Origin of the sequence: Rhodococcus sp. 1168 (genome assembly GCF_002091955.1) — a bacterium.
Taxonomy (GTDB): Bacteria; Actinomycetota; Actinomycetes; order Mycobacteriales; family Mycobacteriaceae; genus Rhodococcoides.
In genome coordinates, this window is record NZ_MKKY01000072.1 from 255,711 (window position 1) to 274,231 (window position 18,521).

At 61.8% G+C, this 18,521-nt stretch carries 16 protein-coding genes and 2 tRNA genes; 11 read left to right on the top strand and 7 right to left on the bottom strand.

The features are described 5' to 3' along the window. Positions 1–47 precede the first annotated feature (47 nt). The 3 genes from ilvC (at position 48) to BJI47_RS15375 (ending at position 3,899) form a co-directional block, all read left to right on the top strand. Positions 48–1,049, top strand: coding sequence for a ketol-acid reductoisomerase (ilvC, locus tag BJI47_RS15365; RefSeq protein WP_176224905.1), 1,002 nt, complete (start codon positions 48–50; stop codon positions 1,047–1,049). Positions 1,050–1,249: 200 nt separating this feature from the next. Next, the gene (gene serA / locus BJI47_RS15370; RefSeq protein WP_088944497.1) at positions 1,250–2,845 is read left to right on the top strand and encodes a phosphoglycerate dehydrogenase; all 1,596 of its coding nucleotides are present in this window, start codon (positions 1,250–1,252) and stop codon (positions 2,843–2,845) included. 43 nt (positions 2,846–2,888) lie between these two features. Next, the gene (locus tag BJI47_RS15375; protein ID WP_088944498.1) at positions 2,889–3,899 is read left to right on the top strand and encodes a 3-isopropylmalate dehydrogenase; all 1,011 of its coding nucleotides are present in this window, start codon (positions 2,889–2,891) and stop codon (positions 3,897–3,899) included. A gap of 78 nt (positions 3,900–3,977) precedes the next feature. Here the strand turns inward: BJI47_RS15375 and BJI47_RS15380 are convergent, their stop codons facing one another. Beyond that, positions 3,978–5,174 carry an MFS transporter gene (locus BJI47_RS15380; protein ID WP_088944499.1) on the bottom strand — a complete coding sequence of 399 codons (1,197 nt, stop codon included), beginning with the start codon at positions 5,172–5,174 and terminating at the stop codon, positions 3,978–3,980. 134 nt (positions 5,175–5,308) lie between these two features. Here BJI47_RS15380 and BJI47_RS15385 point away from each other — a divergent pair, with 134 nt between their 5' ends. The 3 genes from BJI47_RS15385 to BJI47_RS15395 are packed head-to-tail and all read left to right on the top strand — an operon-like array spanning position 5,309 to position 8,600. Continuing rightward, the gene (locus BJI47_RS15385; RefSeq protein ID WP_084348557.1) at positions 5,309–6,082 is read left to right on the top strand and encodes a fumarylacetoacetate hydrolase family protein; all 774 of its coding nucleotides are present in this window, start codon (positions 5,309–5,311) and stop codon (positions 6,080–6,082) included. Between the two features lie 36 nt (positions 6,083–6,118). Next, positions 6,119–7,591 carry a glutamate--tRNA ligase gene (gene gltX / locus BJI47_RS15390; RefSeq protein WP_088944500.1) on the top strand — a complete coding sequence of 491 codons (1,473 nt, stop codon included), beginning with the start codon at positions 6,119–6,121 and terminating at the stop codon, positions 7,589–7,591. A gap of 16 nt (positions 7,592–7,607) precedes the next feature. Then, positions 7,608–8,600 carry a YihY/virulence factor BrkB family protein gene (locus BJI47_RS15395; RefSeq protein WP_176224879.1) on the top strand — a complete coding sequence of 331 codons (993 nt, stop codon included), beginning with the start codon at positions 7,608–7,610 and terminating at the stop codon, positions 8,598–8,600. Here BJI47_RS15395 and BJI47_RS15400 read toward each other — a convergent pair. Beyond that, positions 8,579–10,315 (bottom strand): bifunctional 3'-5' exonuclease/DNA polymerase, encoded by a 1,737-nt coding sequence (locus BJI47_RS15400; RefSeq protein ID WP_254900620.1) that lies wholly within the window; start codon positions 10,313–10,315, stop codon positions 8,579–8,581. The genes BJI47_RS15395 and BJI47_RS15400 overlap by 22 nt on opposite strands. Between BJI47_RS15400 and BJI47_RS15405 the strand changes: the two genes are divergently transcribed. Continuing rightward, positions 10,316–10,387 (top strand) — tRNA-Gln (locus tag BJI47_RS15405). A 123-nt stretch (positions 10,388–10,510) separates the two neighbouring features. Continuing rightward, positions 10,511–10,583 (top strand) — tRNA-Glu (locus tag BJI47_RS15410). Positions 10,584–10,660: 77 nt separating this feature from the next. On the opposite strand, the gene BJI47_RS24130 is transcribed toward BJI47_RS15410, so the two are convergent. From BJI47_RS24130 to BJI47_RS15425, 3 genes are all read right to left on the bottom strand, one after another. Next, positions 10,661–10,828, bottom strand: a complete 168-nt coding sequence (locus BJI47_RS24130; RefSeq protein WP_168708266.1) for a DUF5302 domain-containing protein — start codon at positions 10,826–10,828, stop codon at positions 10,661–10,663. A gap of 85 nt (positions 10,829–10,913) precedes the next feature. Beyond that, positions 10,914–11,411: a PPOX class F420-dependent oxidoreductase gene (locus BJI47_RS15420; RefSeq protein ID WP_088944676.1), complete on the bottom strand. Its 498-nt coding sequence runs from the start codon at positions 11,409–11,411 to the stop codon at positions 10,914–10,916. Positions 11,412–11,470: 59 nt separating this feature from the next. Further along, the gene (locus BJI47_RS15425; RefSeq protein WP_088944502.1) at positions 11,471–12,172 is read right to left on the bottom strand and encodes an IclR family transcriptional regulator; all 702 of its coding nucleotides are present in this window, start codon (positions 12,170–12,172) and stop codon (positions 11,471–11,473) included. A 152-nt stretch (positions 12,173–12,324) separates the two neighbouring features. On the opposite strand from BJI47_RS15425, the gene leuC reads away from it, so the two are divergent. The 3 genes from leuC (at position 12,325) to BJI47_RS15440 (ending at position 15,282) form a co-directional block, all read left to right on the top strand. Further along, positions 12,325–13,749, top strand: a complete 1,425-nt coding sequence (gene leuC, locus BJI47_RS15430; RefSeq protein ID WP_088944677.1) for a 3-isopropylmalate dehydratase large subunit — start codon at positions 12,325–12,327, stop codon at positions 13,747–13,749. Between the two features lie 50 nt (positions 13,750–13,799). Continuing rightward, the gene (gene leuD / locus BJI47_RS15435; protein WP_088944503.1) at positions 13,800–14,417 is read left to right on the top strand and encodes a 3-isopropylmalate dehydratase small subunit; all 618 of its coding nucleotides are present in this window, start codon (positions 13,800–13,802) and stop codon (positions 14,415–14,417) included. 148 nt (positions 14,418–14,565) lie between these two features. After that, a complete protein-coding gene (locus tag BJI47_RS15440; RefSeq protein WP_088944504.1) occupies positions 14,566–15,282 on the top strand; it encodes an HU family DNA-binding protein in 717 nt (238 codons plus the stop codon). A gap of 90 nt (positions 15,283–15,372) precedes the next feature. On the opposite strand, the gene BJI47_RS15445 is transcribed toward BJI47_RS15440, so the two are convergent. Both BJI47_RS15445 and BJI47_RS15450 read right to left on the bottom strand, forming a co-directional pair. Next, positions 15,373–16,308 carry a bifunctional NUDIX hydrolase/histidine phosphatase family protein gene (locus tag BJI47_RS15445; RefSeq protein WP_088944505.1) on the bottom strand — a complete coding sequence of 312 codons (936 nt, stop codon included), beginning with the start codon at positions 16,306–16,308 and terminating at the stop codon, positions 15,373–15,375. Continuing rightward, entirely contained in the window at positions 16,308–18,461 is a 2,154-nt protein-coding gene (locus BJI47_RS15450; RefSeq protein WP_254900630.1) for an RNA degradosome polyphosphate kinase, read from the bottom strand. The genes BJI47_RS15445 and BJI47_RS15450 overlap by 1 nt, the downstream gene beginning before the upstream one ends. Positions 18,462–18,521 lie beyond the last annotated feature (60 nt).

An 18,521-nucleotide genomic window follows, 5' to 3' on the forward strand; every position in this document is an offset into this window, starting at 1 on the left:
ACAAGCGTAAAACCCAAGAGGAAAGGTAGTAACCAGTGGCAGTCGAGATGTTCTACGACGACGATGCTGATCTGTCGATCATTCAGGGCCGCAAGGTCGCTGTTATCGGCTACGGAAGCCAGGGCCATGCGCACTCGCTGAGCCTGCGCGATTCCGGAGTCGATGTGCGCATCGGCCTCAAGGATGGCTCGAAGTCTCGCGCCAAGGCCGAGGAGCAGGGCCTGAAGGTCGGCACTCCCGCCGAGGTCTCCGCATGGGCCGACGTGATCATGGTGCTCGCACCGGACACCGCTCAGGCGTCGATCTACAAGGAAGAGATCGAGCCGAACCTGAAGGACGGCGACGCGCTGTTCTTCGGACACGGACTCAACATCCACTTCGATCTGATCGAAGCTCCAGACTTCGTCACCGTCGGCATGGTCGCCCCGAAGGGCCCCGGCCACCTCGTGCGTCGTCAGTTCGTCGACGGCAAGGGTGTCCCGGCGCTCATTGCCATCGATCAGGATCCCAAGGGTGAGGGCCAGGCGCTCGCACTGTCCTGGGCCAAGGGCATCGGCGGCACGCGCGCCGGAGTCATCAAGACCACGTTCAAAGAAGAGACCGAGACGGACCTCTTCGGCGAGCAGGCCGTGTTGTGCGGTGGCACCGAGGAACTGGTCAAGGTCGGTTTCGAGGTCATGGTCGAGGCCGGTTACGCGCCGGAGATGGCGTACTTCGAGGTGCTCCACGAGCTCAAGCTCATCGTCGACCTCATGTACGAAGGCGGCATCGCTCGGATGAACTACTCGGTGTCCGACACCGCTGAGTTCGGTGGCTACCTGTCCGGACCGCGCGTCATCGACGCCGGCACCAAGGAGCGCATGAAGGCAATTCTGGCCGACATCCAGTCCGGCGAGTTCACCCGTCGTCTCGTCGCCAACGTCGAGAACGGCAACACCGAGCTCGAAGGCCTGCGCAAGGCCAACGCCGAGCACCCCATCGAGGTCACCGGCAAGAAGCTGCGCGGTCTGATGAGCTGGGTCGATCGTCCGATCACGGAAACAGCCTGATCGCAGCCGAATTCGTTCGGTAGTACCTGCTTGACGAGAGGGGCGCCCCACACACTGACCAGTGTGTGAGGGTGCCCTTCTGCCCGGGTCGTGAGGGCGACACCGATGCGCCCCACCTCGGCATCTAAACTTGTGCCGCACCACGCCATTCTTCATTCCGATCGACAGCATCATTTCCGATGACATAGGGAGTTCTTCACGTGAGTCAGCCAGGCCGTCCTGTCGTTCTGATCGCCGATAAACTTGCGCAGTCCACAGTCGAGGCACTCGGCGACGGCGTAGAGGTCCGTTGGGTCGACGGCCCGGATCGCCCCGCACTTCTCGCGGCAGTCCCCGAAGCCGACGCCATCCTCGTCCGATCCGCCACCACGGTCGATGCCGAGGTTCTCGCCGCCGGCACGAAACTCAAGATCGTCGCTCGCGCGGGTGTCGGCCTCGACAACGTCGACGTGCCTGCCGCCACCGAGCGTGGCGTCCTCGTGGTCAATGCCCCGACGTCGAACATCCATACTGCTGCCGAGCACGCTGTGACGCTGTTGCTGTCCGCTGCTCGCCAGATCCCCGCTGCCGACGCCACGCTGCGTCAGCACGAGTGGAAGCGCAGCAAGTTCAACGGTGTCGAAATCTTCGGCAAGACAGTGGGAGTCGTCGGGCTCGGCCGTATCGGCCAGCTGTTCGCTCAGCGTATGGCTGCCTTCGAGACGCATGTCATCGCGTACGACCCCTACGTCTCCGCTGCTCGCGCCGCCCAGCTCGGAATCGAACTCGTCAGCCTCGACGAATTGCTGACACGCGCAGACATGTTCTCCGTGCACCTTCCGAAGACACCCGAGACCAAGGGCATCATCGGCAAGGAAGCCCTCGCGAAGACCAAGCCGGGTGTCATCGTCGTCAATGCTGCCCGCGGCGGTCTCGTCGACGAGCAGGCGCTCGCCGACGCCATCACCAGCGGCCACGTGTTCGCTGCCGGAATCGACGTCTATGCGTCCGAGCCGTGCACCGACAGCCCGCTGTTCGAGCTGCCGCAGGCCGTCGTCACCCCCCACCTCGGAGCATCGACCACCGAAGCTCAGGACCGTGCGGGCACCGACGTCGCGAAGTCTGTATTGCTTGCTCTCGCAGGTGAATTCGTTCCCGACGCAGTCAACGTCAAGGGTGGTGCAGTCGGCGAAGAGGTATCGCCTTGGCTCGAGATCGTCCGCAAGCAGGGCGTGCTTCTCGGCGCACTCTCCGAAGAACTGCCTTCCTCGTTGTCGGTGGATGTACGCGGCGAGCTTGCTGCCGAAGATGTCGAGATCCTCAAGCTGTCGGCACTGCGCGGCCTGTTCTCCGCGGTCATCGAGGACTCGGTCACCTTCGTCAACGCTCCGTCACTCGCCGAGGAGCGCGGGGTCACCGCCGAGGTCACCAAGGCGCCCGAGAGTGAGAACCATCGCAGCGTCGTCGACATTCGCGCCGTATACGGCGATGGAACCGTCCTCAACGTTGCAGGCACTCTCACCGGCACCAAGCAGGTCGAGAAGATCGTGAACATCAACGGCCGCAACTTCGATCTTCGGGCCGAGGGCAAGAACCTGATCGTCAACTACGCAGATCAGCCCGGCAGCCTCGGCCGCATCGGCACACTGCTCGGTGACGCCGGAATCGACATTCAGGCCGCAGCGCTCAGTCAGGACACCGAGGGTGAAGGCGCCACGATCCTGCTCCGCGTCGACAAGGACGTGCCGTCGGAGCTGAGTGTAAGCATTGCCACCGCAGTCGGCGCATCGACGATCGAACTCGTCGACCTGTCCTGAGCACCGTCTCATTCCGAACGCATTACACAGAACGAGGAGTTCAATGAAGCTCGCCGTCATCGCTGGAGATGGAATCGGCCCTGAGGTCGTCGAACAGGCACTGAAGGTGTTGGACATCGTCGTGCCCGGTGTCGAGAAGACCGAATACGACCTCGGAGCCCGGCGCTACAACGCGACCGGCGAGCTTCTTCCTGAGTCGGTCTTGGAAGAGATTCGCGGACACGATGCAATTCTCTTGGGTGCCATCGGCGACCCGTCGGTACCCAGCGGCATCCTCGAACGCGGCCTGTTGCTCAATGCACGCTTCGCGCTCGATCACCACGTCAATATTCGTCCCGCGAAGTTGTACCCCGGGGTGGCCGGACCGCTCGCAGGCAACAAGGAAATCGACGTGCTCGTCGTACGCGAGGGAACCGAAGGGCCGTACACCGGCAACGGTGGAGCACTGCGGGTGAACACCCCGCACGAGGTTGCGACCGAGGTGAGCGTCAATACTCGCTTCGGTGTCGAGCGCGTGGTTCGCGATGCGTTCGCTCGTGCCCTCGGCCGGCGCAAGCACCTCACGTTGCTGCACAAGACCAACGTGCTTGCGTTCGCCGGCAGTCTATGGGCGCGGACGGTGGAAGAAGTCTCCAAGGAATTCGCTGACGTCGAGGTTGCATACCAGCACATCGATGCCGCGATGATTCACCTCGTCACCGACCCGGGCCGGTTCGACGTCATCGTCACCGACAATCTTTTCGGCGACATCGTCACGGACCTCTCCGCTGCCGTCAGCGGCGGCATCGGCCTCGCAGCCAGTGGCAATATCGACGCAACCGGAACCAACCCCAGCATGTTCGAGCCCGTGCACGGCAGTGCCCCGGATATCGCAGGGCAAGGCAAAGCGGATCCGACGGCGGCAATCCTGTCGGTGTCGCTACTTTTGGCGCACCTCGGCGACTCCGCCAACGCAGCACGAGTCGAAGCTGCAGTTGCTGCAGACCTCGCTTCCCGGGGGTCTGCATCGGCGACCACCACCGAAATCGGCGACCGGATCGCTGCCAAGCTGTAAATCTCTCGCTGAGTGCATCGAATGCCTCTCACGTGCACCTGCTGGGTGCGGTGAGGGGCATTCGTTCGTTTTCGGTCTCTACTCGTTGCTCTCGTGATCGTCCGGGATGACGGGGACGGACAGGGCAGGGAAGACGGCCGACACCAGGAATGCCAGCGGAAAGCTCACTGCAGCGAGGGCGCCGAATGCCGGCGGTACGAGCGACGCCGCGATGAACTGCCCGGTGTTCTGGACGCCGAGGGCACGCCCGCTCCAATAGGATCCCGAGAACTCGGCAACAGCGGTGAAGGCTAGCCCGTTGGGTGCAACGGTGACGATCGAGGCCACGACCAGCAGCACGATAGAGATCGGGGAGTCCAGCCAGGCGGTGACGGCGAGCGCGAGCATGCTCACGGTCGTCGAGATTGCGACCCATCGCAACGGACGCATTCGGCTTCCGACTCGGTCCGACAGTGCGCCGACTCCCATTCGGCCGAATGCTCCGAGAATTTGGGTGACGGTCACCAAGATGCCCGCCGAGGCTGCCGACCATTCGCGATCGGTCATGAGCCAGACAAGCGCATAGGTCCACACGAGGTATTGAGGAACGACGAGCAGGACCGAGGTGGAATGAATCCGCCACAGTTGAGAACTGGTCCGGTACGGGTTGGCAAGTAGTCCCTGTTCGGCTGCATCAGCTCGCGTCGGGCGTGGGGGATCGACGACAGCCAAGCACAGCACGGCTCCCAGAGTGCAGATGATTGCGGGGACCAACAGGGCTGCCGAGACGCCGTGGTCTCGCGCAATGGGTGGTATCGACAGCGCACCGATGGCGACGCCCAGCGGTACCGACATCTGCCGAATTCCCATGGCGAGGCCGCGTCGCTGGGGCGGGAACCATCCCACGACGACGCGTCCAGAGGCACTGTTTGCGCTCGCTGCGGCCATTCCGCCGATCAGGAAACACAAGCCGAGCATTGCGAACGAGGTGGTGAAGTATGCCGCGAAGCTGGCAGCCGCGGTGAGGCCGAGTCCGAGAACGAGCACGATGCGTTCGCCGATGCGGTCGACGAGCATCCCCCAAGCGATCAGCGTGAGCATGATGCCTACCGTCGGCATCGCGACGAGCAGTCCGGCGCTGGGCAGGCTCAACCCGCGGTCCTCGTGCAGAGCTGGAATGAGGAACGCAGCCCCGTTGATGAACACCGCGCCTGAAGTCTGCGCGAGCATTCCGAGCGCGAGCATGAACCACTTTCGCGCGTTGTCCGTGTCGAGGACGCGATCCGTTGTAGTCATGGCCCCATTCCTCTATCCCAATATGTGGACGTTCAATCTTGATATGTGAAATTCAGGTGCGACGTTACACCCGTACTGCATGCTGCATCGGACGGCATGGGCGCCGCGAAATGGAAGGTCGATAGACTTTCGACATGCGTCTGGGTCGAATTGCAAGTCCTGATGGTGTGGCATTCGTGAGTATCGAGGGAGAGGGTGATGAACGCACCGCCAAGGAGATCGCCGAACATCCCTTCGGCACGCCGACTTTCACGGGCCGGTCGTGGCCACTGGCCGATGTTCGTCTGCTCGCGCCGATCCTCGCCAGCAAAGTCATAGCGGTCGGAAAGAACTACGCTGCACATGTAGCCGAGATGGGCGGGGAGGCTCCCAAGGATCCCGTTATCTTCATCAAGCCGAACACCTCGATCGTCGGGCCGGGAGCGCCCATCATGTTGCCTGCTACCTCGAACGAGGTTCACTACGAAGGCGAACTGGCCATCGTGATCGGGCGTCCGTGCAAAGACGTGCCCGCAGCCAAAGCTCTCGACGTGATCTTGGGTTATACCGTCGCGAACGACGTATCCGCTCGTGACCATCAACGGCACGACGGTCAATGGACCAGGGCCAAGGGACACGACACGTTCTGCCCGCTCGGGCCTTGGATCGAGACCTCGCTCGACGCCTCCGACCTCGAAATCACGACCGAGGTCGACGGCGAAGTGAAACAGCGCAGCAGGACGTCGTTGCTGCTGCACGACATCCCTGAGATCATCGAGTGGGTGTCGGCCGTCATGACACTGCTGCCCGGAGACGTGATTCTCACCGGTACCCCCGAGGGCGTCGGTCCTATCACGGCAGGACAGTCCGTGTCGGTCACGGTCGAGGGCATCGGCACGCTGACCAACCCCGTCGCCGCCAAGAACTGACGTACCTTGCACCTTCCCCTCGAACGCGAGCGAGCTATGACCTCCAACGAAGTACGAGTCCGATTCTGTCCGTCACCCACCGGAACCCCGCACGTGGGCTTGATCCGCACGGCCCTGTTCAACTGGGCGTTCGCGCGCCATCACGGCGGTGCTTTCGTCTTCCGTATCGAAGACACCGATGCAGCACGTGATTCCGAAGACTCGTATGCGGCGATCCTCGACGCACTGCGATGGCTCGGGCTCACCTGGGACGAGGGCCCGGAGGTCGGTGGGCCGTACGAACCGTATCGACAGTCGCTTCGGCGTGATCAGCATCTCGACGTAGTCCGACAGCTGCTCGAGGCGGGGGAGGCGTACCACTCCTTCTCGACCCCCGAGGAGGTCGAGACCCGTCACAAGGCCGCTGGGCGGGACCCCAAGTTGGGCTACGACAACTTCGATCGCGATCTGACCGACGAGCAGCGACAGAAATTCCTCGACGAAGGCCGCAGCCCCGTCGTTCGGTTGCGTATGCCCGATCACGATCTGTCGTGGACGGACCTCGTTCGTGGGGAGACGACCTTCAAAGCCGGCACGGTGCCGGACTTCGCACTCACCAGAGGCAACGGGATTCCGTTGTACACGTTGGTGAATCCGGTGGACGACGCGCTGATGAAGATCACGCACGTGCTTCGCGGAGAGGACCTACTGTCCTCGACCCCGCGACAGTTGGCGTTGTACGAGGCGCTGATCCGGATCGGTGTCACGGACAGCACACCAGAATTCGGCCACCTCCCGTTCGTGATGGGCCCGGGGAACAAGAAGCTCTCCAAGCGCGATCCCGAATCCAATCTCTTCATCCACCGTGACCGCGGATTCGTGCCCGAGGGACTGCTGAACTATTTGGCGCTTCTCGGCTGGGGCATTTCCGACGACCATGACGTCTTCTCGCTCGACGAGATGGTGGCGGCGTTCGACATCTCCACCGTGAACTCCAACCCGGCTCGATTCGACCAGAAGAAGGCCGATGCCATCAATGCCGAGCACATTCGGCTGCTCGAGCCTGCGGATTTCGCGTCGCGCTTGCGTACGTTCCTGACCGAGCAGGGGCATTTGCCCGAGCAGGTCGACGAGGAGCAGTTTGCCGTGGCCGCCGATCTCGTGCAGACACGCATCGTGGTGTTGTCGGACGCCTGGGGACTGCTGAAGTTCCTCTACGTCGCCGACAGCGACTTCGGCATAGACCCAGCGGCGGCGGCGAAGAACCTGACGTCCGATGCCGGACCTGTTCTCGACGCGACCATCACGGCATTGACCGAGTTGTCCTCCTGGCGCACAGCGGATCTGGAGGCGACGCTCAAGGCGGCACTGATCGACGGCTTGGAACTCAAGCCGCGCAAGGCTTTTGCACCGGTCCGCGTCGCGGTGACCGGATCGCACATCTCTCCGCCACTGTACGAGTCGATGGAACTCCTCGGGCGCGAGAAGACGCTCGCGCGACTCGGCGCTGCGCGCGCCTCCATCGGCTGATCAGCGCGGTAACCGGGTGTCTGTCGCCGCACGGGTGGACCGAGTTCAGCGTCGCCACCCGGTCCTCGGCTTTCCGCTGGCGGTGATCTACAAGTTCGTGGACGATCAGGGCGGCTATCTCGCTGCTCTGATCGCCTACTACGCATTTCTGTCGCTCTTTCCGTTGCTGTTGCTCGGATCGACGATCCTAGGAATCGTGTTGGCCGGTAACCCGCAGCTGCAGCAACAGATCCTGGATTCGGCACTGAGCCAGATTCCAATCATCGGTGACGAGGTCGGTGAACCGGACAAGATCGGTGGCGGAACTCTCGGTCTGATCATCGGTGTCCTGGGTTCGCTCTACGGTGGCCTCGGGGTCGCCGTAGCCGTTCAGAATGCGATGAATGTTGCGTGGGCAGTACCGAAGAACCTTCGCCCGAACCCGATTCGTTCACGAGTACGCGGGCTTGCGTTACTCAGCACGGTCGGGGTCGCCGTCCTGGCCATCACTGCCGTCAACGTTGCCAGTTCTGCGGGTGTCTTCGGCAGCATCAACGGCAGTGTGGTGCTGATTGCGTCCATTCTTCTCAATATCATCGTCTTCACCGTCGCTTTCCGGCTGGCGACGGCCCGCGACTTGTCGATCTCGAACGTGCTTCCGGGGGCGATCGTGGCCGGGGTGCTCTGGCAGATTCTGCAGACATTCGGCGGTGTGTACATCAGATATGTCGTGGGCCGAGCGTCGATCACCAACGGGGTGTTCGCGGTAGTGATCGGGCTTCTGGCGTTCATGTACATCGCTTCGGTCCTCATCGTCTTCGCCGTCGAGATCGATGTGGTTCGGGTGGAAAAGCTCTACCCCCGTTCACTTCTGACGCCGTTCACCGACGATGTGATCCTTACCGAGGGCGACCGTCTCACCTATACCGGGCAAGCGGAAGCACAGCGCAGCAAGGGTTTCGAGGAAATCGAGGTAACCTTCGACGGGCATGGATCCGAGGAAGAATCTCAGTCCCCCGGATCGGCGTAGCAAGCCCTGACCGCGACATCCATCGGAAATCGAACTGCCGTGTCGCCGAAGAGAAGCCTTGTGGCACTGAGTGCAGCGGCTTCGATGTGCCGACGAGCTGCCAGGCAATCGCGACTGTGCACGACTACCTCGTCGTGTTGAAAGAAGACGAGTTCGCCGGACCCGGGTTCGGCCGCCAGCCTCTTTCGCAAGTCGGCCAACAGGCATATTGCCCATTCCGATGCGGTCGCCTGCACGAGAAAGTTTCGGGTGAATCGCCCGCGCGCATGTGCATCACCGTGCGCCCACCACTCAACCGACGGCTGCGGACAAGCGCGCCCGAGCCACGAATGGACGACCTCCCCGCGTTCACCGCTCCGAGCGGCCCGCTCGACGTACTCGACGGCCTCCGGGAATCTGCGGCGTAGCAACGTCAGAAGGGACCGCGACTCACCGGACGTGGCACCGTACAAGACCCCGAGGATGGCAACTTTCGCTTTGCTTCGGTCGCCGCCGAAAGCCGCCTGTGCGACGGGGGCGTACAGATCTTCGGTACCGGCGGCCTCGGTCATTGCAGGGTCGGCCGACATCGCAGCCAAGATCCGTGGCTCGAGTTGCCCGGCGTCAGCGATAACGAAATCGTAGCCGGGTTCCGCTATCACGCTGGTGCGCAGGGGTTTCGGAATTTGAAGTCCGCCACCGCCGCGGCTGGCCCAGCGACCGGACACCACCGCACCGGGCACATAGACGGGGCGAAATCGGTCCTCCCGAACCCACGCCTGCAACCATGCCCATCCGTTGGTACTGAACAACTTCGACAGATCCCGGTGACGGAGCAACAGCGGAACTGCCGGGTGATCGACGGCGCTGAGAACGTGGGCACGCGTGGAGGTCAACTCGATGTCGTCCCGGGCAAAAGCGGCGATGACCTCCAGGTGTGAACTCGGATTGACCCTGCGACCGAACACCACGCTGATCTCGGATTCGAGCTCGATGATCGAGGGTGGCAAGTCTCCGTCGCGTGGGCGTCGGCCGAGCATCGCCTCGAGGTATCGATCGTGTGCGTCGGCAGAAAATGGCAAACCAGCGTGGCTCATCTCCGCAGCGGCCAGTGCCCCCGCGGATTCTGCAGCGAACAGGAGGCGGAGGCCGGCAGATGCGGCACTCTCGACTACGTGTCGACGATGCAGTTCGAGGATCGATTCGGAGCTCGGATATGCGTATGCATCGAACAACCCCGGTCGGTCGTCTGTGGGGGCGGTCGTGGGTGGGGGGACCTCGCCCCGGCGGACGGCCAGGATCCCTTCCACGAGGGAAAGATCGTGACAGCGGTCGACGCGTACCCCTGCCTCCAGCAGCGGGCCATAGGTACGCGCAGTGGACTCCCAGATCCACCTGGGACGATCAGCGGCTTCGATCCGGTACACGGCCGCAGCGAGATCGGTGCATTCTTCTCGCTGCCCGGACAGGCGTCCGTCGTCGTCGGTGGGGAAGAGGTGATGAGCAGTGCCCTTCGGCACTACGACAACCTTCACTTGCGTCCATCGTCGCTGATCACAAGATCGAGTGTCCGCTAGGGCCTTCGACGTCGCCCCTGCGGGTCCGTAGGTCGCTGTGGCGCGTAGTTCGAGACTCTGACCAGCCGATTTGGAGAAACCCGGGTATCCTTTGATAGTCTCTATCCCGGCCCAGAACGCAGTGCACATGTTGGTTGTGTGGACGTCGTCGAAGGTCATTGGGGTATGGTGTAATTGGCAACACAGCGGTTTCTGGTACCGCCATTCTAGGTTCGAGTCCTGGTACCCCAGCAAGCGTTTCGGTGGTGATTTTGTTGCCGAACGTCAGCCGGTTAAGCTGGCTAAGCTTCCTTCTGGTCGTACACAGTTGGATGTGATTGCAATCGAAGTTCGGTTGCGTTCGAAGAAGTTCCTGGCCCCGTCGTCTAGCGGCCTAGGACGCCGCCCTCTCAAGGCGGTAGCGCGGGTTCGAATCCCGTCGGGGCTACAACGAAGTAAACACCCTCTCACCGGTTCGGTGAGAGGGTGTTTTCGTTTTGTGCAAGCGGGTCTACGTCTACGAACCTAGACGCTCTTGCGTCGGAACATCCGCTGATGGTCGGCGGGGCCGTGGGCGTTGTTCACCTTCGGTCCGCCATCCTTGTGCTCGACCGCGGTAGCCGACTTGTGATTCTTCTTTTCCAGGGCCTCGCGAAACTTCTTCTTCGTATCTTCTTTGCTGGGTTCTGTCATGATCGCTCCTTGCACGTCGGTGACGAGAAAAAGGTACCGCAGAATGAGAGCGGAGATTGCCCCCTCTGTTCTCCGATCTCGCTAGCTATAGGTGTTCGGCCGTGGATCCACCCAGTGGAATGGCGGGCAGGCCGAGCTTGCGGTGATCCCACGAGCGTGTGCGGTCGACGACGACCCTTACTGCAATTCGCTTCTTCATCATCTGCTCCACCATCGGACGCACCTGTTCCGAATACGGCCCGGTGTACCGTTCCCACACACTTATGCCCACTGCAGAGATCGACTCGGGATCGTCGAGTATCTCCGCTGTCCCTTCGAAGGAGACGCCGCGGAGAGTGTCATAGGTGTTGCCGTCCTCGACGAGCACCGTGATCCGTGAGTCACGACGGATGTTGACGGCTTTTTGCGACTTCGCCTTGGTCTCGAACCACACCTCGCCGTCGATGACGCCGTACCACATTGCTACGAGGTGAGGCTGTCCGTCGGCTCCGATGGTGGCGAGAGTGGCAACTCGACTTCTGTCGATGAACGTCGCGATTTCGACGTCGGTCATTGTTATCTGCGCGCGCTGATTGGTTCCCACGCTCATTGCTTATCAGAGAACGGGACATCGAGGACCGTAGATTCCCGATCTGTTCACTGTCAGAGTCGTTTGTGAATCGCTTCGGCGGCAGCGAGCAGATCTGCGGCCCAACGCGCACCGGGTCTACGGCCGATTCGGTCGATGGGCCCCGAGACGGACACCGCGGCGATGACATTTCCTGCCGCATCTCGGACCGGAGCTGCGACGCTGGCGACTCCTGGCTCACGTTCCCCGGCACTTTGAGCCCAACCCCGCCTGCGGACTTCGATCAGCACACGTTCTCCGAATTCTGCATCCGGCAGAACGGCGCGTTGGGTCTGCGGATCGGCCCACGCAAGTAGAACTTTCGCGCCAGAGCCTGCTGACATGGGAAGGCGGGCACCGATGAGAACCGTGTCGCGCAGACCTGTCGGCGGTTCCATCGAGGCGACGCAGACCCGTACGGTGCCCTCGCGTCGGTAGATCTGGACGCTTTCGCCGGTAATTTCGCGCAGGCGCGGAAGTACGGATGCTGCTGCGTCGAGCAAGGTGTCGGTGGCACTGGCCGCGAGTTCGGCAAGGCCCGGCCCGGGCCGGAAGAGCCCGTGCGTGTCACGCGTAACGAGCCTGTGGACTTCGAGACCGACGGCCAGGCGATGTGCGGTGGCGCGGGGGAGTCCGGTTCTTATGCAGAGATCACTCAGCGTGCAGGGTTCCGCGGCAACCGCATGGAGAACCCCCATCGCTTTGTCCAGAACGCCGATGCCGCTATGCTGTCTCATAGACCGATACTAGCGTCTCGCATCGTGGGAATGCACATTGTGGAATGTGCTCACTCGCGGCGGGAGATACGTAATGTCGGTGCGATAGCGCGACGTGGGCCAGCCCGTAGTCCACCGGCGCGACACACATCAGGAAAAGGTTGGTGGCATTGATGGCCGGCACAGCACGCACTCTGGCAGAGAAAGTATGGGATCAGCACGTCGTCGTTCGAGGCGGCGGTGAAGGGGGCTCCCGGGAACCGGATCTCATCTTCATCGATCTCCACCTCGTCCACGAGGTGACGAGTCCACAAGCGTTCGACGGACTTCGCCTGGCCGACCGCCCCCTGCGTCGACCGGATCTCACCATCGCAACCGAGGATCACAACGTCCCGACGGCCGATATCTTTGCGCCGATCGCGGATCTCGTCTCGCGTACCCAGGTCGACACTCTTCGAAAGAACTGCGAAGAGTTCGGAGTTCGCCTGTACCCCATGGGCGACCTCGATCAAGGGATCGTGCACATCATCGGACCTCAGCTCGGTCTGACGCAGCCGGGTATGACAGTTGTCTGCGGAGACAGCCATACCTCTACCCATGGTGCATTCGGGGCGATCGCGATGGGGATCGGAACCAGCGAGGTCGAGCATGTGATGGCCACGCAGACTCTGTCGCTGCGGCCGTTCAAGACGATGGCCATAACCGTGGACGGAGAATTGGCGCCCGGGGTGACGAGCAAGGATTTGATTCTGGCCGTTATCGCCAAGATCGGAACGGGTGGCGGGCAGGGGTACATACTCGAGTACCGGGGTGAAGCCATTCGAAAGCTTTCGATGGAAGCTCGAATGACCATCTGCAACATGTCGATCGAGGCAGGTGCGCGTGCCGGGATGATCGCACCCGACGAGATCACGTACGAGTACATCAAAGGCCGGCCGCATGCCCCGCAGGGAAGTGACTGGGACACCGCCGTTTCGGCGTGGAAGGAACTCGCAACGGACGCGGACGCTGTCTTCGACAACGAAGTCCACATCGATGCTTCCAGTCTCACGCCGTTCGTCACGTGGGGTACGAACCCCGGTCAGGGTGCGCCACTGGCGGATCGGGTGCCGAACCCGGCCGACATGACCGACGAGGGAGAAAAGCTCTCGGCCGAGAAGGCGTTGGCGTACATGGGTCTCGAAGCGGGGACGCCACTTCGAGAGGTGTCGATCGACACCGTGTTCGTCGGTTCGTGCACGAACGGACGAATCGAAGATCTGCGTGCCGTCGCGGGAGTCCTGGAAGGACGAACGGTGGCGGAGGGGGTGCGCATGCTGGTGGTGCCCGGCTCGATGCGGGTTCGCGCCCAGGCCGAAAAAGAAGGTCTCGGCGACATCTTCACTGCCGCAGGAGCCGAGTGGCGTCAAGCGGGATGCTCGATGTGTCTGGGAATGAACCCCGATCAATTGGCTGTGGGGGAGCGATCGGCGTCGACTTCAAATCGAAATTTCGAGGGTCGGCAAGGCAAAGGCAGCCGTACGCACCTTGTCTCGCCATTGGTCGCGGCTGCCACCGCGGTCAGGGGGACGCTGTCGTCCCCGGCCGATCTTGATTAGTTCTTTCGCCCAAGCCGCCTGATCGTTCGTCAAACGTAGGAGATTTTTCGATGGAAGCCTTTATCCGCCACCAAGGAATCGGCGTGCCTCTGCGCCGTTCGAATGTCGATACCGACCAGATCATTCCTGCGGAATACCTGAAGCGGGTGACGCGCACCGGTTTCGAAGACGGACTCTTCTCCGCATGGCGCAACGACCCGGAATTCATTCTCAATGTGAGCCCTTACGACCGAGGCTCGGTCCTGGTTGCAGGCCCCGACTTCGGAACTGGGTCTTCCCGCGAGCATGCAGTGTGGGCGCTATCGGACTTCGGATTTCGGGTTGTGATCGCATCTCGCTTCGCCGACATTTTTCGTGGGAACGCCGGAAAGGCCGGGCTTCTCGCGGCAGAAGTCGAGCAGAGCGACGTCGAATTGATCTGGAAAGCCCTCGAGGAACAGCCCGGTCTGGAAATTTCTGTCGACCTCGAATCGAAAACCATAACGGCCGGAACCTTGGTGGTGCGCTTTGCCATTGACGACTACACGAGATGGCGTCTGCTGGAAGGTCTGGACGACATCGGACTGACATTACGCCAGGTAGAGGCTATCTCCGAGTACGAAAAGTCAAGGCCGTCATGGAAACCAGCGACGCTTCCGGCACGTATCGAGGAACCTGCCGAGGGGTGACGAGGGAGGGCTCCGACACGCTATGCGGCCCTGCCACATTCCGCGACACGTGATGAGAAATGGCGTGGCGCATAGACTCTTGACGACTTGGGGTTTACCGTTGTAGTAGTCGGTCCGACGATGGACCACAATATTGCGGAGGAATTCCATGAACAAGGCAGAGCTGATTGACGCCCTGACCGAGAAGTTGGGGTCGGATAGGCGGAGCGCCACAGAGGCTGTCGAGAACATCGTCGACACCATTGTGCGTGCAGTCCATCGCGGCGAGAGCGTAACCATCACTGGTTTCGGCGTCTTCGAGCAGCGTCGTCGTGCGGCGCGTGTGGCCCGCAACCCGCGCACCGGTGAGACGGTTCGCGTGAAGCCGACCAATGTCCCCGCATTCCGTCCGGGCGCTCAGTTCAAGGCAGTGATCGCCGGCGGACAAAAGCTTCCCGCAACCGGACCCGCGGTAAAGCGTGGATCTGCTTCGACGCCAGTCAAGAAGACTGCTGCAGCGAAGAAGACGGCCGCCAAGAAGGCCGCAGTCAAGACCACGGCACGCAAGACCACTGCCGCGGCCAAGAAGGCTGCACCGGTCAAAACTGTCGCAAAGAAGACAACGCCAGCCAAGACCGTCGCGAAGAAGGCAGCTCCCGCCAAGACGGCGGCACGTAAGTCAGTGGCAAAGAAGGCTCCCGCGAAGGCTCCTGCGAAGGCGCCGGCCAAGAAGGCTACGACCACTGTTGCAGCGAAGAAGGCTCCGGCCAAGACTGCATCGAAGAAGACTACGACCACTGCTGCAGCGAAGAAGGCTCCGGCCAAGACTGCAGCGAAGAAGACGGCGGCAAAGAAGGCCCCGGCAAAGCGCGCAGCTCGCAAGTAGTTCTCGATTCAGTAGTCGACGAGCGAACAGAAAAACAGGGCCCCAGGCAGTTTCTGCTGGGGCCCTGTTTTCGTGTGAGGATCTACCAGTTCAGTCCTCGGCCGGAATCACCGGCAATGGACTGGCAAGGTGGTCTGCCGCAATCAAACGACCGTCGTGGAGTGAGAGCACCCAGACGCTGCCTTTGCGGTTTCGGTTGGGTGGGAGTTTCACGCCGTCCTCATCGGCCCACGACTGCAACAGATCCGGGATGACTTTCCCCTGGCTACAAATCGCGCGGACACCACCCGCAGAGACGATCGCACGTGCACGCTCGCGCGCACCCGCGGGATCCTCCCAGTAGCCCTCCTCGGAGAGCAGCGGCTCCAAGGTGATCTCTTCGCCGAGCCGATCGGCCAAAGGTTGCACTGTTTGAATACAACGGCGCCTGTCGGCGGAGTGGACACCGTCGGCTCCGAATGCCAGGAGCTGAGCCACCAACGCGTCGGCCTGAGATTGTCCGACCTTGTCCAGCGGCCGCAACGTGTCGTCGCCTTTGTATCGTGAGCGTCGTCCGGCGCGGCCATGTCTGACGAGGAGGACGGTGTCGGTGTCGGGCGGCTTTTCGAGAAATCTACGGAGAACCATCCGATCCATCGGGTACGACAACTCCTCCGAGGCCTCGATCGGTGAGACCCAGCGGAGCTCGTCGACTTCGTCGTTCGGCTCGAACTTGCCGTCGTACGCTTCTGCCGCCCAGTATTCGACCTTCTTCATCCGCTTATGCCCGGTGACGGGATACGTGACCTTGGACAAATATCGACCGACGCGTGCGGCGAACCCTGTCTCCTCCTCGACCTCTCGGACGGCCGCTACCACCGCAGTCTCTCCTGGATCGATCTTTCCTTTCGGAAAAGACCAGTCGTCGTACTTCGGCCGGTGAACGAGGGCGACGCTTATCTCCTCGCTCTTGCCCTGAGATTTCTGCCACAGAACCGCTCCGGCGGCAAAGATGTTGGCAGGCAGCGGCGTGCTGCGGCTTGCCATCACGAGGCCTGGTTTCGACGACTGCGCATCAATTCCTGTTGGTGTTCACGGACCTTCTCACCATGGTCGGGGGACGCGGCCCAGCCGCCGTCCGCTCTCAGTTCCCAGCAACGAGTCGTCGGATCCAGCGCAGACTCGAAAATTTCGTCCAGTTGATGAGTGAGACGTGGATCCTTCACCTGCGCCATGACTTCGACGCGGCGGTCGAGATTTCGGTGCATCATGTCTGCGCTTCCGATCCAGAACTCATCGGCACCCCGAAAATTCAATACGCGCGAGTGCTCGAGGAATCTACCGAGGATGGAGCGTACTTCGATGTTCTCACTCAGGCCGGGTACCCCCGGCTTCAGTGCGCAGATTCCGCGTACGACGACCTGAACCGAGACACCCGCCGCTGATGCGCGGTAGAGGGCATCGATGACCTGCTCGTCGACGAGAGCGTTGGCCTTGAGTCGAATTCCAGCTTCGCCGCCTGCCAGCTTGCGCTCGATCTCGCCTTCGATACGTTCCACGATGCCCCTTCGCACCCCGTAGGGAGCCACGAGGAGGTTGCGATAACTGGTTTTTCGCGAGTACCCCGTCAAAGAGTTGAACAGATCCGTGAGGTCGGCGCCGATCTCGGGCGATGAGGTCAACAAGCCCACGTCCTCGTAGATTCGAGCAGTCTTCGGGTTGTAGTTGCCGGTTCCGATGTGGCAGTACCGTCTGATCACAGAGCCTTCGCGCCGCACCACCAAGCACGTCTTGCAGTGCGTTTTCAGTCCTACGAGTCCGTACACGACATGGACCCCGGCCTTTTCGAGCTTGCGCGCCCATTCGATGTTGGCTTGTTCGTCGAATCGCGCCTTGATCTCCACGAGTGCCACCACCTGCTTGCCCGCGGCTGCCGCATCGACGAGAGCGTTGACAATGGGGGAGTCACCGGATGTCCGATACAACGTTTGCTTGATGGCGAGAACCTGGGGGTCGGCCGCAGCTTGCTCGATGAAGCGCTGGACGCTGGTGGAGAAGGAATCGTATGGATGATGGACCAATACGTCCTCGTCGCGAAGAGTGGAGAAAACACTCTTGGGAGTTTCACGTTCCCCGAACGCCGGATGCGTTGCAGGGACGAAAGGCGCATCCTTGAGGTTCGGCCGGTCCACGCCGTACACCTGCCACAGGCACGAGAGGTCGAGCAAGCCTGGAACCTGGATCACGTCACCGGGGTCGACGTCCAACTCTCGCAGCAGCAATTCGAGCATGTGCTCGGTCATGTCGTCTGCGATCTCGAGTCGAACGGGAGAGCCGAATCTGCGACGCGCGAGTTCGCGCTCCAGTGCTTGGAGGAGATCCTCGTCCCGATCTTCCTCTACCTCGAAGTCGGCGTTGCGAGTGATACGGAAGGCGTGGCTTTCCACCACGTCCATACCAGGGAACAGCACATCGAGATGTGCGGAGATCACTTCCTCCATCGACAGAAAAGCATCGATGCGATGGCTGCCGTCGCCGCGTCGGACTCGAACGAAACGATCGACATTGTCCGGTACCTTGACGCGCGCGAAGTGCTCACCCGAAGTGGCGTAATCCTTCACTGTCACAGCAAGATTGAGGCTCAACCCGCTGATGTACGGGAACGGGTGAGCCGGGTCGACGGCGAGCGGGGTGAGGACCGGAAACACTTGTTCGTGGAAATAACCGGACAGGCGCTCCCTCTCGTCCGCATCGAGATCGGACCAGCGGATGATCGCAATGCCCTCGGAAGTCAGCTCGGGGAGTATGGCGTCGAGGAGAACACGGGCATGGCGGTGCGCGAGTTCCTGGGTTCGCTCACCGATCAGAGCCAGTTGTTCGCGCGGTGTGAGACCGTCCGCGGATCGGACCGACAACCCTGTCTCGTCGCGTCGCTTGAGGCCTGCCACCCGAACCATGTAGAACTCGTCCAAATTGGATGCGAAAATAGCTAGGAACTTCGCTCGCTCGAGAAGCGGGAGAGACGAATCCTCCGCGAGCGCCAGGACGCGGGAGTTGAAGTCGAGCCAGCTCAATTCCCGGTTCAGGTACCGGTTCTCGGGCAGGGCGTCCGCGGCGTCCAGAGAATCGAGCGCAGTAGTCGCGGGAAGCGATGTGGGATTTCCTGGCGTCGGGGTCGGCGGCTTTGCACTCGACTGCACTGTGCCGGTGCTGCCGTCGGACTCTGACGATCGGGTGGCGGAGGCTGGTCCTTCACTGTT

Bases quoted from the DNA above. Each gene is read 5' to 3' on its own strand.
- gltX (WP_088944500.1), top strand. From the start codon at position 6,119: ATGACCTCCAACGAAGTACGAGTCCGATTCTGTCCGTCACCCACCGGA.
- BJI47_RS15425 (WP_088944502.1), bottom strand. From the start codon at position 12,172: ATGAGACAGCATAGCGGCATCGGCGTTCTGGACAAAGCGATGGGGGTT.
- leuD (WP_088944503.1), top strand. From the start codon at position 13,800: ATGGAAGCCTTTATCCGCCACCAAGGAATCGGCGTGCCTCTGCGCCGT.
- leuC (WP_088944677.1), top strand. From the start codon at position 12,325: ATGGCCGGCACAGCACGCACTCTGGCAGAGAAAGTATGGGATCAGCAC.
- BJI47_RS15380 (WP_088944499.1), bottom strand. From the start codon at position 5,174: ATGACTACAACGGATCGCGTCCTCGACACGGACAACGCGCGAAAGTGG.
- BJI47_RS15375 (WP_088944498.1), top strand. From the start codon at position 2,889: ATGAAGCTCGCCGTCATCGCTGGAGATGGAATCGGCCCTGAGGTCGTC.
- BJI47_RS24130 (WP_168708266.1), bottom strand. From the start codon at position 10,828: ATGACAGAACCCAGCAAAGAAGATACGAAGAAGAAGTTTCGCGAGGCC.
- ilvC (WP_176224905.1), top strand. From the start codon at position 48: ATGTTCTACGACGACGATGCTGATCTGTCGATCATTCAGGGCCGCAAG.
- BJI47_RS15440 (WP_088944504.1), top strand. From the start codon at position 14,566: ATGAACAAGGCAGAGCTGATTGACGCCCTGACCGAGAAGTTGGGGTCG.
- BJI47_RS15445 (WP_088944505.1), bottom strand. From the start codon at position 16,308: ATGGCAAGCCGCAGCACGCCGCTGCCTGCCAACATCTTTGCCGCCGGA.
- BJI47_RS15385 (WP_084348557.1), top strand. From the start codon at position 5,309: ATGCGTCTGGGTCGAATTGCAAGTCCTGATGGTGTGGCATTCGTGAGT.
- BJI47_RS15400 (WP_254900620.1), bottom strand. From the start codon at position 10,315: ATGACCTTCGACGACGTCCACACAACCAACATGTGCACTGCGTTCTGG.